Origin of the sequence: Kitasatospora sp. NPDC058965 (assembly GCF_042741245.1) — a bacterium.
GTDB lineage: Bacteria > Actinomycetota > Actinomycetes > Streptomycetales > Streptomycetaceae > Kitasatospora.
On record NZ_JBHYKG010000092.1, the window covers coordinates 13,054 to 27,715 of the forward strand.

15 protein-coding genes are annotated in these 14,662 nt (G+C 74.2%); 10 read left to right on the top strand and 5 right to left on the bottom strand.

The features are described from left to right. Positions 1–68: 68 nt before the first annotated feature. From ACFW1A_RS17565 to ACFW1A_RS17575, 3 genes are all read right to left on the bottom strand, one after another. A complete protein-coding gene (locus ACFW1A_RS17565) occupies positions 69–833 on the bottom strand; it encodes a class I SAM-dependent methyltransferase (RefSeq protein WP_380409979.1) in 765 nt (254 codons plus the stop codon). 31 nt (positions 834–864) lie between these two features. Further along, positions 865–1,668, bottom strand: coding sequence for a sugar phosphate isomerase/epimerase family protein (locus ACFW1A_RS17570; protein WP_380409992.1), 804 nt, complete (start codon positions 1,666–1,668; stop codon positions 865–867). A gap of 174 nt (positions 1,669–1,842) precedes the next feature. Further along, a complete protein-coding gene (locus tag ACFW1A_RS17575) occupies positions 1,843–2,796 on the bottom strand; it encodes a Ppx/GppA family phosphatase (RefSeq protein WP_380409980.1) in 954 nt (317 codons plus the stop codon). A 116-nt stretch (positions 2,797–2,912) separates the two neighbouring features. On the opposite strand from ACFW1A_RS17575, the gene ACFW1A_RS17580 reads away from it, so the two are divergent. Further along, positions 2,913–3,668: an alpha/beta fold hydrolase gene (locus ACFW1A_RS17580; protein ID WP_380409981.1), complete on the top strand. Its 756-nt coding sequence runs from the start codon at positions 2,913–2,915 to the stop codon at positions 3,666–3,668. 31 nt (positions 3,669–3,699) lie between these two features. Next, positions 3,700–4,542, top strand: coding sequence for a hypothetical protein (locus ACFW1A_RS17585; protein ID WP_380409982.1), 843 nt, complete (start codon positions 3,700–3,702; stop codon positions 4,540–4,542). 3 nt (positions 4,543–4,545) lie between these two features. Here the strand turns inward: ACFW1A_RS17585 and ACFW1A_RS17590 are convergent, their stop codons facing one another. Both ACFW1A_RS17590 and ACFW1A_RS17595 read right to left on the bottom strand, forming a co-directional pair. Next, complete coding sequence (locus ACFW1A_RS17590) at positions 4,546–5,709, bottom strand: NADH-quinone oxidoreductase subunit D (protein WP_380409993.1); 1,164 nt, start codon at positions 5,707–5,709, stop codon at positions 4,546–4,548. A gap of 5 nt (positions 5,710–5,714) precedes the next feature. Next, a complete protein-coding gene (locus ACFW1A_RS17595) occupies positions 5,715–6,704 on the bottom strand; it encodes an SAM-dependent methyltransferase (protein WP_380409983.1) in 990 nt (329 codons plus the stop codon). Between the two features lie 94 nt (positions 6,705–6,798). On the opposite strand from ACFW1A_RS17595, the gene ACFW1A_RS17600 reads away from it, so the two are divergent. The 8 genes from ACFW1A_RS17600 to ACFW1A_RS17635 all read left to right on the top strand — a co-directional run bounded on the left by ACFW1A_RS17600 (position 6,799) and on the right by ACFW1A_RS17635 (position 14,590). Then, positions 6,799–8,004: a sensor histidine kinase gene (locus ACFW1A_RS17600; RefSeq protein WP_380409984.1), complete on the top strand. Its 1,206-nt coding sequence runs from the start codon at positions 6,799–6,801 to the stop codon at positions 8,002–8,004. A 14-nt stretch (positions 8,005–8,018) separates the two neighbouring features. Then, complete coding sequence (locus ACFW1A_RS17605) at positions 8,019–8,708, top strand: response regulator (protein WP_380409985.1); 690 nt, start codon at positions 8,019–8,021, stop codon at positions 8,706–8,708. A gap of 89 nt (positions 8,709–8,797) precedes the next feature. After that, the gene (locus ACFW1A_RS17610; RefSeq protein WP_380409986.1) at positions 8,798–9,727 is read left to right on the top strand and encodes a Rossmann-like and DUF2520 domain-containing protein; all 930 of its coding nucleotides are present in this window, start codon (positions 8,798–8,800) and stop codon (positions 9,725–9,727) included. Further along, positions 9,727–10,623: a pantoate--beta-alanine ligase gene (gene panC, locus ACFW1A_RS17615; protein WP_380409987.1), complete on the top strand. Its 897-nt coding sequence runs from the start codon at positions 9,727–9,729 to the stop codon at positions 10,621–10,623. The genes ACFW1A_RS17610 and panC overlap by 1 nt, the downstream gene beginning before the upstream one ends. 64 nt (positions 10,624–10,687) lie before the next feature. Then, entirely contained in the window at positions 10,688–11,107 is a 420-nt protein-coding gene (panD, locus tag ACFW1A_RS17620) for an aspartate 1-decarboxylase (RefSeq protein WP_380409988.1), read from the top strand. Between the two features lie 9 nt (positions 11,108–11,116). Next, on the top strand, positions 11,117–12,805 hold the full coding sequence (locus ACFW1A_RS17625; protein WP_380409989.1) for an L-aspartate oxidase: 1,689 nt from the start codon (positions 11,117–11,119) through the stop codon (positions 12,803–12,805). Further along, positions 12,805–13,773 (top strand): carboxylating nicotinate-nucleotide diphosphorylase, encoded by a 969-nt coding sequence (gene nadC, locus ACFW1A_RS17630; protein WP_380409990.1) that lies wholly within the window; start codon positions 12,805–12,807, stop codon positions 13,771–13,773. Before ACFW1A_RS17625 ends, nadC begins: the two co-directional genes overlap by 1 nt. A 40-nt stretch (positions 13,774–13,813) precedes the next feature. Beyond that, positions 13,814–14,590, top strand: coding sequence for a type III pantothenate kinase (locus tag ACFW1A_RS17635; RefSeq protein ID WP_380409991.1), 777 nt, complete (start codon positions 13,814–13,816; stop codon positions 14,588–14,590). Positions 14,591–14,662: the final 72 nt, after the last annotated feature.

Consider the following 14,662-nt stretch of genomic DNA (forward strand, 5'->3'; position numbering starts at 1 on the left):
GTAACCGTCGAGCCTACGCCGCGGTCCCGGCCGGCGGACGCACCGTCCGCATCCCGGTCAGCCGCAGGTCAGGCCGGGGTGACCGCCACCGTCAGGTCCACCGTGTAGGGCTCCACCACCACGCCGTCCGGGAACAGTCCGGTCAGCCACTCCCGCTCCTCGGCCAGCACCCGCTCGCGCAGCTCCGGCTCGGCCACCGCGAAGTAGGACTTGGAGCGCAGGTCGGTGATCACGTCCTCGATCCCGATCGTCCGCTCCCAGCGCAGCTTGGCGGTGGCCACCCGCAGCGGGTGGCGCTCCAGCGGCTCGGTGACCGCGTTCATGGTCCCGTAGTAGTGGTACGAGCTGAGCGCGGCCGCGTGCCGGCGCTCCTGCTCGGCCAGCCAGTCCACCGACCGGTCCTTGAGGTTCCAGAACAGCGCCAGCGCGCCGCCCGGGCGCAGCACCCGGATCGCCTCCGGCAGCGAGCGGTCCGGGTCCGTCCAGTGGAAGGCCTGGGCGTAGGTGATCAGGTCGGCGCTCGCGTCGTGGCAGGGCAGCGCGTCGCCCACCCCGCGGACCACCGGGATCCCCGGGCTCACCGCGTGCAGCTGGTCGGCCATCCCCTGGCTCGGCTCCACCGCGATCACCCGGGCCCCGCGCTCGTGCAGCAGCCGGGTGGCGATCCCGGTGCCGGCCCCCACGTCCAGCACGTCCGCGCCGGCCAGCGGACGGCCGGCCAGCCGCTCGATCGCCTCGAACAGGGCCGGCGGGTAGCCGGGCCTGGCCTTGTCGTACGCGGCGGCGACGGCCCCGAACGAGTTGGCGTGGGCCAGGTGCTGAAGGTCCGTCATGAGCTGCTCCCGGAGGTCTCGTCCCTGCTCGTCAGCGTACGCGCGAGCCGGTGGCCAGGTGCAGTCGGGTGAAGGCCAGCGCCTCGGCCAGGTCGGCCTCGCGTTCGGCGGGCGATCCGGAGCGGCGGGTGTTGACCTCCAGCACCACGTGCCCGTCGAAGCCGGTGCGGGCCAGCCGCTCCAGCAACTCGGCGCAGGGCTGCTTGCCGCGGCCGGGGATCAGGTGCTCGTCCTTGCCGGAGCCGGAGCCGTCGGCCAGGTGGACGTGGGCCAGCCGCTCGCCCATCCGGTCCACCATCTCGAAGGCGTCCACCCGGGAGGTGGCCACGTGCGAGAGGTCCACCGTGAAGTGGCGGTACGCCTCCTCGGTCACGTCCCAGCCGGGGGCGTAGGCGAGCACCTCGCGGTCGCGGTACCGCCAGGGGTACATGTTCTCCACCGCGAAGCGGACCGCGGTCTCGCCCGCCATCCGCTCGATGCCCCGCACGAAGTCCCGCGCGTACTGGCGCTGCCAGCGAAAGGGCGGGTGCACCACCACCGTGTCCGCGCCCAGCTTCTCGGCGGCTGCCCGGGCCCGCTTGAGCTTGGTCCACGGGTCGGTGCTCCAGACCCGCTGGGTGATCAGCAGACAGGGCGCGTGCACGGCGAGGATCGGCATCCGGTACCGCTCGGCGAGCTCGCGCAGCGCCGACAGGTCCTGGCTGACCGGGTCGTTCCAGACCATCACCTCGACCCCGTCGTAGCCGAGTTTGGCGGCCAGGTCGAAGGCCACCTCGGTGTTGTCGGGGTAGACCGAGGCCGTGGACAGCGCGATCTTGGTGTCCGGGACGTGCAGCTCGGGGTGGCGGGGCAGCACCAGGCGGTCGGTGGTGCGCAGCAGCGGTGCACGGCGCGCCCGCCCACTGCGCCGGGGCACGCGCCCGGTCCGCCCGCTCTCGTCCTCCACGTCCATCAGGTTAGGCACACTCCTGACCAAAGCACCGCTGCACGGGGGGCGGTGCGAGCCGGTTCACATCCGGGTGTCGGCGCCGTTCTGGCCGTCCATGCCGTCCAGCCGGCGCAGGATGATGCCCTCGCGCAGCGCCCAGGGGCAGATGTCCAGCTCCTCCAGGCCGAACAGGTCCATCGCGCCGTCCGCCACCAGGGCGCCGGCCAGCAGCTGTCTGGACCGCCCCTCCGAGACGCCGGGGATCCGGGCCCGCTCGGCCGCGGTCATCGCCGCGAGCCGGGGCACCCAGGCGGCCAGGCCGGCCCGGGTGAGCTTGCGCGGCACCCGGGGGCCGGCCTCGGTCGGGGCGGCACCGGTCATCCGGGCCAGCTGCTTGAAGGTCTTGGAGGTGGCCACCGCGTGGTCCGGCGCGCCGAGCCGGGCCACCTCGCCGACCACGGTGGCGATCTCGGCCCGGATGTGCCGGCGCAGCTCGCGCACCGTCTCCGGGTCGGGCAGGTCGTGCGGCAGCCAGCCCGCGGTCAGCCGGCCCGCGCCCAGCGGCAGCGAGAAGGCGGCGTCCGGCTGCTCGTCGATCCCGCAGGCGATCTCCAGCGAGCCGCCGCCGATGTCCAGGTCCAGCAGCCGGCCGGACGACCAGCCGAACCAGCGCCGCACCGCCAGGAAGGTCAGCCGCGCCTCGTCCTGCCCGGAGAGCACCCGCAGCTCCACACCGGTCTCGTCCCGCACCCGCTCCAGCACGGCCTCGCCGTTGGCCGCCTCGCGCACCGCCGAGGTGGCGAACGGCAGCAGGTCGACCACGCCCTTGTCCTCGGCCACCCGCAGCGAGGAGGCGACGTGCTCGATCAGCCGGTGCACGCCGTCGTCCCGGATCGCGCCCCCGTCGTCCAGCAGCTCGGCGAGCCGCAGCTCCGCCTTGTGCGAGTAGGCGGGCACCGGTGCCGCACCGGGGTGGGCGTCCACCACGAGGAAGTGGACCGTGTTGGAACCTACGTCGAGGACACCGAGTCGCATAATGCTCCACGCTACGCCACCGCACCTGCGGAAATCCGCCGTGTTCGATTGCCGAGCGGCCCGGTTTGCCGCCAGCCTTGGTCTGCTGACCGACCCTCACCCAAGGGAGCCCCGACATGACGATCAGTCACCGCCTGGCCGGCGCAGGCGCGCACAAGGTGATCGTGCTGCACGACTGGTTCGGCACCACCGCGGGCTGGGGCCCGTTCCTGGACTACCTGGACCGCTCGGCCTTCGGCTACGCGATGCTCGACTACCGCGGCTACGGCGACCGGGTCGACGTGGCGGGCGACTTCACCCTGGACGAGATCGCCGCCGACGCGCTGGCGCTGGCCGACGAGCTGGGGTGGGAGCGGTTCTCGCTGGTGGGTCACTCGATGGGGGCCAAGGCGGCCCAGCTGGTGCTCGGCCTGGCCCCGGAGCGGGTGCGCAAGCTGGCCGCGGTCTGCCCGGTGCCGGCCGGCCGCTACCCGCTGGAGGGCGAGGCGGCGGAGCTGTTCCAGGCCGCGCCGCAGAACCCGCTGGCCCGCCGGATGATCCTGGACCTGGTCACCGGGCAGCAGGCCAACGCCGTCTGGCTGGACCGGATGGTGGCCCGCTCCACCGCCACCTCCCGGGTGGACGCCTTCGCCTCCTACCTGGCCGAGTGGACCGGGCAGGACTACACCGAGAAGCTGACCGGCCTGCAGCTGCCGGTGGGCGTCTTCGTCGGCGAGCTGGACCTGGCGCTCACCGCGGAGCTGATGCGGGCCACCTTCCTGCGGCTCTTCCCGCAGGCGGAGCTCACCGTGCTGCCCGCGTGCGGCCACTACCCGATGTACGAGCTGCCGGTCCGCTTCGCCACCGAACTGGAACGCTTCCTGGCGGCCTGACCCGGCGCCCCACCTGCTCTACCCTTGCCGGGTGGCCGCCATCGACATCCCCACCCCCACCCGCAAGAAGCCCCTCCCCGAGGTGGGCCTCGACTTCCCCCGCGCCTGGGTGGAGTTCGCCGACCCGGACGACCCGGAACAGGTCTTCCGCTGCGACCTGACCTGGCTCACCTCGCGCTGGGGCTGCATCTTCGGCCAGGGCTGCCACGGCATCCGCCCCGGCCGCGGCGAGTCCGACGGCTGCTGCACGCTGGGCGCGCACTACTCGGACGAGGACGACGAGCGGCGGGTGGTCGAGCACGCCCGCCGCCTCACCCCCGAGACCTGGCAGCACTTCGCCGAGGGCACCGACAAGAAGGGCCGGCTCAAGCTCGACGGCGGCATCACCATGCTGGACGAGGACGGCGACCGGCAGACCCGCCGGGTGGACGGCGCCTGCATCTTCCTCAACGGCCCCGGCTTCGCCGGCGGCCAGGGCTGCGCGCTGCACACCCTGGCGCTCCAGGAGGGCCGCGAGCCGCTGGAGACCAAGCCGGACGTCTGCTGGCAGCTGCCGATCCGCCGCACCTACGACTGGATCGACCGCCCGGACGACACCCGCTACCTGCAGGTCTCGATCGGCGAGTACGACCGGCGCGGCTGGGGCCCGGGCGGCCACGACCTGCACTGGTGGTGCACCAGCAGCCCGGAGGCGCACCGGGCCGTCGACCCGGTGTACGTCACCTACCGGCCGGAGCTGACCGAGCTGATGGGCGCCGGGGCGTACGCGGTGCTGGCCGGGCTGTGCGAGCAGCGGATCGCGGCGAAGGGCGACCGCAAGCTGGCCCCGCACCCGGCCGATCCGCCGAAGAAGCCCGCCAAGAACAAGAAGTAGCCGCTACTTGTCGATGTCCCCGACCACGAAGAACATCGACCCGAGGATCGCCACCATGTCGGCCACCAGGGTGCCGGGCAGCAGTTCGGTCAGCGCCTGGATGTTGTTGAAGGACGCCGAGCGGAGCTTGAGCCGCCACGGCGTCTTCTCCCCGCGCGAGACCAGGTAGTAGCCGTTGACCCCGAGCGGGTTCTCGGTCCACGCGTAGGTCTCGCCCTCCGGGGCCTTGAGCACCTTGGGCAGCCGCAGGTTGACCGGGCCCGGGGCCAGCCCGGCCAGCCGGTCCAGGCAGGCGTCGGCCAGGTCGAGCGCGTTCTCGGTCTGCTCCAGCAGGCACTCGAACCGGGCCAGGCAGTCGCCCTCCTGGCGCACCGCCACCCGCAGCACGTCCTGCAGCTCGCCGTAGGCCAGGTACGGCTCGTCCCGGCGCAGGTCGAAGTCGACCCCGCTGGCCCGGGCGATCGGGCCGGTCACCCCGTAGGCCCGCACGTGCTCCGGGGAGAGCACGCCGACGCCGGCGGTGCGGGCCCGGAAGATCTCGTTGCCCAGCACCAGGTCCTGGTAGACCGGCAGCTGGGCGCGGACCGCGGCCACCGCCTGCCGGACCCGGCCGAGCCAGCCGGCCGGCAGGTCCTCCTTGAGGCCGCCGACCCGGTTGAACATGTAGTGCATCCGGCCGCCGCTGGCCTCCTCCAGCACGTGCTGGAGCTCCTCGCGGGCGGTGAAGGCGTAGAAGACCGGGGTGATCCCGCCCAGCTCCAGGGGGTAGGAGCCGATGAACATGAGGTGGTTGAGCACCCGGTTGAGCTCGGCCAGCAGGGTGCGGGTCCACACCGCGCGCTCGGGCACCTCCATGCCGAGCATCCGCTCGACGGCCAGCACCACGCCCAGCTCGTTGGCGAAGGCGGAGAGCCAGTCGTGCCGGTTGGCCAGCATGATGATCTGCCGGTAGTCCCGGGCCTCGAAGAGCTTCTCGGCGCCGCGGTGCATGTAGCCGATGATCGGCTCGGCACTGACGATCCGCTCGCCGTCCAGCACCAGCCGCAGTCGGAGCACGCCGTGGGTGGCCGGGTGCTGCGGCCCGATGTTCAGCACCATGTCGGTCGCGCCGGTGCTGCCGGGCAGGGTCTCCGCACCCGCGCCGACGCCGACCACGGTCTCCTTCAGAGGGCTCATGCCCCCAGAGTCTGCCATCCCGGCAGCCCTGCGAGGCTGGGCGGTACCGGCATCCGGACCGCCTGCACCAGCCAGCCGAAGCCGCCCAGCCCCGCGCCCGCGGTCAGCTCGGCCGCCTCCCCGGCCGCGGCCAGCGCGCGCAGGTAGCCCGCCGGGTCCGCCGAGGCCTGCGCGAGCGGCGGCCGGCTGCCGTCCACCCCCAGCGCCCGCAGCGCCTCCCGCTGCGTCGTCCACAGGCTGTGGACGGCCGGGACCGCCACCGCGTCCAGCGCCACGTGCGCGGTCAGGTCGCAGCGGCCGTCCGGCACCGGGGGCACCTCGCGCCCGCCGCGGAACCCGGTCAGGGTGCCGAACGCCGGCCGGGCCGACTCCCGGTGCGCGTAGTCCACCGCCACCGCGAGGCCCCGCTCCAGCGCGCCGACCGCGGCCGCCCAGGCCTCGTCCCGGCTCCGGCCGAGCTCCACCCGCTCCCCCGCCGGCCACCAGCGCGCCGCCCAGGCGGCGTCGGCCGCGTCCAGCGGGTCGCCGAGCCGCTCCGCCCCGCCCTCGTCCACCTCCACGTAGCGCAGCACCCCGGCGTCGTCCCGCTCGGCGATCTCCAGCGGCACGTTGTCCAGCCACTCGTTGGCGAACAGCAGCCCCACCGCCCCCTCGGGGACCCGGTCGGTCCACACCACCCCGGGCGCCAGCCCGTCCGGCCGGGCGGCCAGCTCGACCCCGTAGGCGCGCAGCCGCCCGGGCAGCAGGTCGGCCAGCTGCCCGACCAGTTCGCCGCGCCCGGCCCCCACGTCGACCAGGGCGAGCTCCGGCGGGTGCCCGAGCGCCTCGTCCACCTCCAGCAGCAGCCGCCCGACCGCCGCCGCGAACTGCGGCGAGGCGTGCACCGAGGTCCGGAAGTGCCCGGCCGGCCCCTCGACCCGGTGGTAGAAGCCCTGCGGCCCGTACAGCGCCCGCTCCATGGCGGGCCGCCAGCGCATCCAGCTCATGCCCGTGACGGTACCGGGATCCGACCTGGGGACGAGACCGGGATCGCCCTCGCGGTGGACGGGAGCTCCAGGTCGGACTGCCTACGCTTGGTACGTGCATCGACTCAACGCCTGGCTACGCAGACACCCCATGGTGGTCGACGGCGGCTGGGCGGCCGTCGTCATGCTGCTGTCCGCCGTCTCCGACATGAACAACCACGGCTGGCGGCTGGCGGCGTACCTGGTGATCACGGTGACCATCGGCGTGCTGATGACCGTCCGGCGCCGCTGGCCGGACCTGGCGGTCGCGGTCGGCACCGGGCTCGCGTTCGCCCAGCTCGGGCTGCACATCTACCCGGACGCGTCCTCGATCGGCTACCTGGTCTTCGCGTACACCGGTGCCGCCTTCGGCTCGACCTGGGCCTCCCGGGTCGCGCTGGTCGGCTCGCTGCTGGCCGGGCCGGTCACCATCGCCCGGTTCGAGGGCTACGGCGGCGGCGACACCCCCGGCGGCCACAGTCTGGCCCAGCGGCTCTTCGTGGCCGGCCTGATGTCCACCCCGTTCATCCTCTGCTGGGCCTGGGGCCGGCTCACCCGGGTCCGCCGGGCGTACCTGACCGAGCTGGAGGACCGGGCCGCCCGGCTGGAGCGCGAGCGGGACGCCCAGGCCAAGGTGGCGGTGGCCGCCGAGCGGGCCCGGATCGCCCGCGAACTGCACGACGTGGTCGCGCACAACGTCTCGGTGATGATCGTCCAGGCCGACGGCGCCGCCTACGTGATGGACAGCTCGCCGGCCCAGGCCAAGGAGGCGCTGGGCACCATCGCGGCCACCGGGCGGCAGGCGCTGGTCGAGATGCGCCGGCTGCTCGGCGTGCTGCGCTCGGCCGACGCCGCCGAGGAGTACGTGCCGCAGCCCAGCGTGGAGGAGCTGCCGGAGCTGCTGGAGCAGGTCCGCACGGCCGGCCTGCCGGTGGAGTTCTCCACCTCCGGCACCCCGCGCGAGCTGCCCCGCGGCGTGGAGCTGACCGTCTACCGGATCGTCCAGGAGGCGCTGACCAACGTGCGCAAGCACGGCGGACCCAACGTCAGCGCCCGGGTCGCGGTGGACTTCGGCGACCGCGACCTGAACGTGCTGATCGAGGACGACGGCCGGGGCAGCACCGACGAACAACTGACCCGCGGCGGCGCCGACGGGATGGGCCACGGCCTGATCGGGATGCGCGAGCGGATCGGCATGGTCAGCGGCTCGCTGGACGCCGGCCCGCGACCGGGCGGCGGGTTCCGGATCCGGGCCGTGCTGCCGTTGAAGACCGCGAAGTGAGAGAGGGCTGCCCCGTGACCATCCGCGTGATGCTCGTCGACGACCAGGAACTGCTGCGCACCGGCTTCCGGATGGTGCTGGCCTCACAGGCCGACATCGAGATCACCGCCGAGGCCGGCGACGGCGCGCAGGCGGTGGAGGTGCTGCGCCACGCCCAGGTGGACGTGGTGCTGATGGACGTCCGGATGCCCCGGCTGGACGGGGTGCAGGCCACCCGGCGGATCTGCCTGGACCAGGACGGCCTGCCGCTGCCGGACGCCCCCAAGGTGCTCATCCTGACCACCTTCGACCTGGACGAGTACGCCTTCGCCGCGCTCAAGGCCGGCGCCAGCGGCTTCCTGCTCAAGGACGTGCCGCCGCCGGAGCTGGTGGCCGCGATCCGCTCGGTGCACGCCGGCGACGCGGTGGTGGCGCCGACCACCACCCGGCGGATGATCGACCGGTTCGCCGACGTGCTGCCGGTGCCGCGCACCACCGGCGGTCCGCCCGCGCTGGAGCCGCTGACCGAGCGGGAGCGGGAGGTGTTCCTGCTGGTCGCCCAGGGCCTGTCGAACGGTGAGATCGCGAGCACCCTGACCCTCTCCGAGGCCACCGTGAAGACCCACGTCGGGCGGATCCTGGGCAAGCTCGGCCTGCGCGACCGGGTGCAGGCCGTGGTGCTGGCCTACGAGGCCGGACTGCTGCGGGCCGGCAGCCAGGGCTGACCCGGCTGCCCGCACCGGCGGTCGGCGGGCTCCGGGCGGGCCGTAGGATGGGGCGGACCGTCTGGTACCCGTAGAGGACTGGAACGTAAGTGTTCGACTTCCCAGAGACCAACGCCCGCCCCGGTGAGCCGCGCGACCCCGCCGACCGCCCGGCCCGCCTCGCCGTCGGCGTGGTCGGCACCGGCCGGGTCGGCCCGGCGCTCGGCGCCGCGCTGGCGCTGGCCGGCCACCAGGTGGTCGCGGCCTCCGGCGTCTCCACCGCCTCCCGCCGCCGCGCCGAGGCGCTGCTGCCCGGGGTCCGGCTGGTGACGCCGCCGCAGGTGCTGGCCGCCGCCGACCTGGTGCTGCTCACCGTGCCGGACGACGCGCTGGCCGACCTGGTCGCGGGTCTGGCCACCACCGGCGCGATCCGCCCGGGCCAGCTGCTGGTGCACACCTCGGGCGCGCACGGCGTGGCGGTGCTGGAGCCGGCCACCCGGGCCGGTGCCCTGCCGCTCGCGCTGCACCCGGCGATGACCTTCACCGGCACCTCGGTGGACCTGGCCCGGCTGGCCGGCTGCCCCTTCGGGGTGACCGCGCCCGAGGAGCTGCGCCCGGTGGCCGAGGCCCTGGTGGTGGAGATGGGCGGCGAGCCGGAGTGGATCCCCGAACAGGTCCGCCCGCTCTACCACACCGCCCTCGCGCACGGCGCGAACCACCTGGTCACGCTGGTCGCGCAGGCCATGGACCTGCTGCGGACCGCCGGCGTGGCCGAGCCGGGCCGGCTGCTCGGCCCGCTGCTCGGCGCCGCCCTGGACAACAGCCTGCGCTCCGGCGACGCGGCGCTGACCGGCCCGGTCGCCCGCGGCGACACGGGGACGGTCCGCCGCCACCTCGGTCAGCTCAGTACGGTGTCCCCGGACATCGGCCCGGCCTACCGCGCGATGGCCCGGGCCACCGCCCAGCGGGCGCTGGCCAACGGAACGCTGAAGGAAGAAGCGGCGGCCTCGCTGCTGGACGTACTCAACGAGGAGAACTGATGGCCCGCCCGAAGCCCGCCGCCAAGGCGCCCAAGGTCCGCAAGGTCGAGCTGACCCACACCGTGGAGGACTTCGAGGCCGCCTTCTGGCCCGACGAGGCGCCGGTGGACAACGCCGTGGTGATGACCATGGGCGCCCTGCACGAGGGCCACGCGAGCCTGATCCGGGCCGCCCGCAAGCAGGTCGGCCGGGACGGCCGGGTGGCCGTGACGGTCTTCGTCAACCCGCTGCAGTTCGGGGCGAACGAGGACCTGGACCGCTACCCGCGCACCCTGGAGGCCGACCTGCGGCTGGCCGAGGAGAACGGCGCGGACGTGGTCTTCGCCCCGGGCGCCGAGGAGGTGTACCCGAACGGCGAGCCGCGGGTGCGGCTGTCGGCCGGCCCGATGGGCGAGCAGTTCGAGGGCGCCACCCGCCCGGGCCACTTCGACGGGATGCTCACCGTGGTGGCCAAGCTGCTGCACATCACCGACCCGGACTACGCCTTCTTCGGCGAGAAGGACGCCCAGCAGCTGGCGATCGTCCAGCGGATGGTGGCCGACCTCGACTTCGACGTGGAGGTCGTCGGCGTGCCGACCGTGCGCGAGCCGGACGGCCTGGCGCTCTCCTCGCGCAACCGCTACCTGTCCGAGGGCGAGCGCGAGCGCGCGCTGGCCCTGTCCCGGGCGCTCTTCGCCGGCCGCGACGCGGCCGCCCGGGGCGTCGAGGCGGTCCGCGCGGCCGCCGCCCAGGTGCTCGACGCCGCCGACGGCGTCGACCTCGACTACCTCGCCCTGATCGACCCGCACGACTTCGTCGAGGCGGCCGAGGACTTCCGGGGCGAGGCGGTGCTGGCGGTCGCCGCCAAGGTGGGCTCGACCCGTCTTATCGACAACGTCCGCATCATTGTTCGGTAGTAGACCCTCAGGCATGCACTCTCCCCCGGCCCCCGGCCGGGGGACCCCCAAGGAGGCGTGACCCATGCTCCGCACCATGTTCAAGTCCAAGATCCACCGGGCCACGGTGACCCAGGCCGACCTGCACTACGTGGGATCGGTGACGGTCGACCAGGACCTGCTGGAGGCCGCCGACATCCTGCCCGGCGAGCTGGTCCACATCGTCGACATCAACAACGGCGCCCGGCTGGAGACCTACACCATCGCCGGGCCGCGCGGCACCGGGGTGATAGGCATCAACGGCGCCGCCGCCCGCCTGGTCCACCCCGGCGACCTGGTGATCCTGATCGCCTACGCCCAGATGGACACCGCCGAGGCCCGGGCCTACCAGCCCAAGGTGGTCTTCGTGGACGCCGAGAACAAGATCACCGGGACCGGGGCGGATCCCGCCGAAGCCCTGCCGGGGACGGACACCCTGCGCGGCGACGCCGTGCACACCCGCTAGGAGCCTGCTGTGAACCACCGTCTCACCGCCCCCGCGCCGGGCTGGACCGCGACCACCGACGTGGTGGTGGTCGGCTCCGGCGTGGCCGGCCTCACCGCCGCACTGGGCATCCGTCAGGCGGGCCTGCGGGTGACGGTGGTCACCAAGGCGATGCTCGACGACGGCTCCACCCGCTGGGCCCAGGGCGGCGTCGCGGCCGCGCTGGGCGAGGGCGACACCCCCGAGCAGCACCTGGCCGACACGCTGGTGGCCGGCGCCGGCGTCTGCGACGAGGACGCCGTGCGGCTGCTGGTCACCGAGGGCCCGGGCGCGGTGCGCCGGCTGATCGCCCGCGGCGCCGCCTTCGACACCGACCAGGCCGGCGAGATCCTGCTCACCCGCGAGGGCGGCCACCACCGCAACCGGATCGTGCACGCCGGCGGCGACGCCACCGGCGCCGAGATATCGCGCGCCCTGGTCGCCGCCGTGCGCTCGGACCCGGGCGTCGAACTGGTCGAGCACGCCCTGGTGCTGGACCTGCTCAAGGACGCCGGGGGCCACGCGGCCGGCCTGACCCTGCACGTGATGGGCGAGGGCGCCCGGGACGGGGTCGGCGCGATCCGGGCCAAGGCCGTGGTGCTGGCCACCGGCGGCATGGGCCAGGTCTTCGGGGCCACCACCAACCCGGCGGTCTCCACCGGCGACGGGGTGGCGCTGGCGCTGCGCGCCGGGGCGGCCGCGGCCGACCTGGAGTTCGTCCAGTTCCACCCGACCGTGCTGTTCCTCGGCCCGGAGGCGGAGGGCCAGCAGCCGCTGGTCTCCGAGGCGGTCCGCGGCGAGGGCGCCCACCTGGTGGACGCGGCCGGCACCCGGTTCATGCTGGGGCAGCACGAGCTCAACGAGCTGGCCCCGCGCGACATCGTGGCCAAGGCGATCACCCGGCAGATGCAGCTCCAGGACACCGACCACATGTACCTGGACGGCCGGCACTTCGGCGCCGCCATGTGGGCCGAGCGGTTCCCGACCATCCTGGCCTCCTGCCTGGCGCACGGCATCGACCCGGTCACCGACCTGGTCCCGATCGCCCCGGCCGCGCACTACGCCTCCGGCGGCGTCCGCACCGACCTGCACGGGCGCACCTCGGTGCCGGGCCTGTACGCCTGCGGCGAGGTGGCCTGCACCGGGGTGCACGGCGCCAACCGGCTCGCCTCCAACTCGCTGCTGGAGGGCCTGGTCTTCGCCGAGCGGATCGCGCAGGACCTGACCGACCGGCACCGCGCGGGCGAGCTGCCCGAGCGGGCGGTGGACGTGGCCGCGGCCCGCGCCGACCGCACCGTGCCGCTGCCGGCCCCCGAGGCCCGCGCGGCGATCCAGCACCTGATGTCGCGCGGCGCCGGCGTGCTGCGCTCGTCCGCGTCGATGGCGCAGGCCGCCGCCGGCCTGGCCGAACTGGCCCGGACCGCCGAGGCGCACGCCGGCGACGAGAAGCCGGCCGACCCCCGGGTGGAGACCTGGGAGGCGGCCAACCTGCTGCTGGTGGCCACCGCCCTGGTGACCGCCGCCGCGGCGCGCGCCGAGACCCGCGGCTGCCACTGGCGCGAGGACCACCCCGAGCGCGACGATGCGCACTGGCGCCGCCACCTGATCACCACCCTGGACGACACCGGCATCCGGCTCGCCGAGGGCCCCGCCCTCGTCGAGAGCACCGAGGAGAACTGATGACCCACCAGCACGAGGACCTGCCGATGGCCGACCAGGGGGGCTGCGGCGACGGCTGCGCCTGCGGCGACGGCGAGGGCTACGAGACCGGCCTGGACCCGGCGCTGGCCGAGTTGCTGGAGCAGGCCGGCCTGGACCCGGTCGAGGTCGAGGACATCGCCACGCTGGCGCTGGCGGAGGACCTGGCCGGCGGCGAGGACGTCACCTCGGTGGCGACCGTGCCGGCCGACGCGGTGGCCACCGCCGACTTCACCGCCCGCGAGGCCGGCACGGTGGCCGGGCTGCGGATCGCCGAGGCCGTGGTCTCGCTGATCTGCGAGGAGGAGTTCGAGGTCGAGCGGCACGTGGAGGACGGCGACCGGGTCGAGGCCGGCACGGTGCTGCTCTCGGTCCGCAGCCGCACCCGCGACCTGCTGACCGCCGAGCGCAGCGCGCTCAACCTGCTCTGCCACCTCTCCGGCATCGCCACCGCCACCCGGCAGTGGACGGACGTCCTGGCGGGCACCGGCGCGGTGGTCCGCGACACCCGCAAGACCCACCCCGGCCTGCGCGCGCTGCAGAAGTACGCGGTGCGCTGCGGCGGCGGCCAGAACCACCGGATGGCGCTCAGCGACGCCGCGCTGATCAAGGACAACCACGTGGTGGCCGCCGGCGGCGTGGCCGAGGCCTTCCGGGCCGTCCGGGCCGCCTACCCGGAGCTGCCGGTCGAGGTCGAGGTGGACACCCTGGAGCAGATCCCGCCGGTGCTGGAGGCCGGGGCGGACCTGATCCTGCTGGACAACTTCACCGTGGACCAGCTCAAGGCCGCGGTCCAGCTGGTGGACGGGCGGGCCAAGCTGGAGGCCTCCGGCGGTCTGACCCTGGCCACCGCCCGCGCCGTCGCCGAGACTGGTGTCGACTACCTGGCGGTCGGCGCCCTGACCCACTCGGCGCCGATCCTGGACATCGGCCTGGACCTGCGTGCCTGACCCGGAGTCACTCCCCCGGACCTCCCTGGAGAAATCCCCCATGCTCCTCACCATCGACGTCGGCAACACCCAGACCACGCTCGGCCTGTTCGACGGCGAGGAGGTCGCCGAGCACTGGCGGATCTCCACCGACCCGCGCCGTACCGCCGATGAACTGGCGGTGCTGCTCAACGGGTTGATGGGGCCGCTGGCGCAGCGGGTGGACGGCCTGTCGATCTGTTCCTCGGTCCCCGCCGTACTGCACGAGCTGCGCGAGGTGACCCGCCGTTACTACGGCGACGTGCCCGCGGTGCTGGTGGCGCCCGGCGTGAAGACCGGGGTGCACGTCCTGATGGACAACCCCAAGGAGGTCGGGGCGGACCGGATCGTCAACGCCCTGGCCGCCAACCACCTGTACGGCGGCCCGTGCGTGGTGGTCGACTTCGGGACCGCCACCACCTTCGACGCGATCAACGAGCGCGGCGACTACGTGGGCGGCGCGATCGCCCCGGGGATCGAGATCTCGGTCGAGGCGCTGAGCGGGCGCGGCGCACTGCTGCGCAAGATCGAGCTGGTCCGGCCGCGCAACGTGATCGGCAAGAACACCGTGGAGGGCATGCAGTCCGGGGTGCTGTTCGGCTTCGCCGGGCAGGTGGACGGACTGGTCACCCGGATGTCGCAGGAGCTCTCCCCCACCGACCCGGAGGACGTGCAGGTGATCGCCACCGGCGGCCTGGCGCCCCTGGTGCTGGGCGAGGCGAGCACGATCGACGTGCACGAGCCCTGGCTCACCCTGATCGGGCTGCGCCTGGTCTACGAGCGCAACAAGGCGGCCTGACCCGGTAGGCCCCGGGACGGCGGCCGCCCGGGCGACACCCGCCCGGGCGGCCGGGGCCAACCGGGTCTGTCC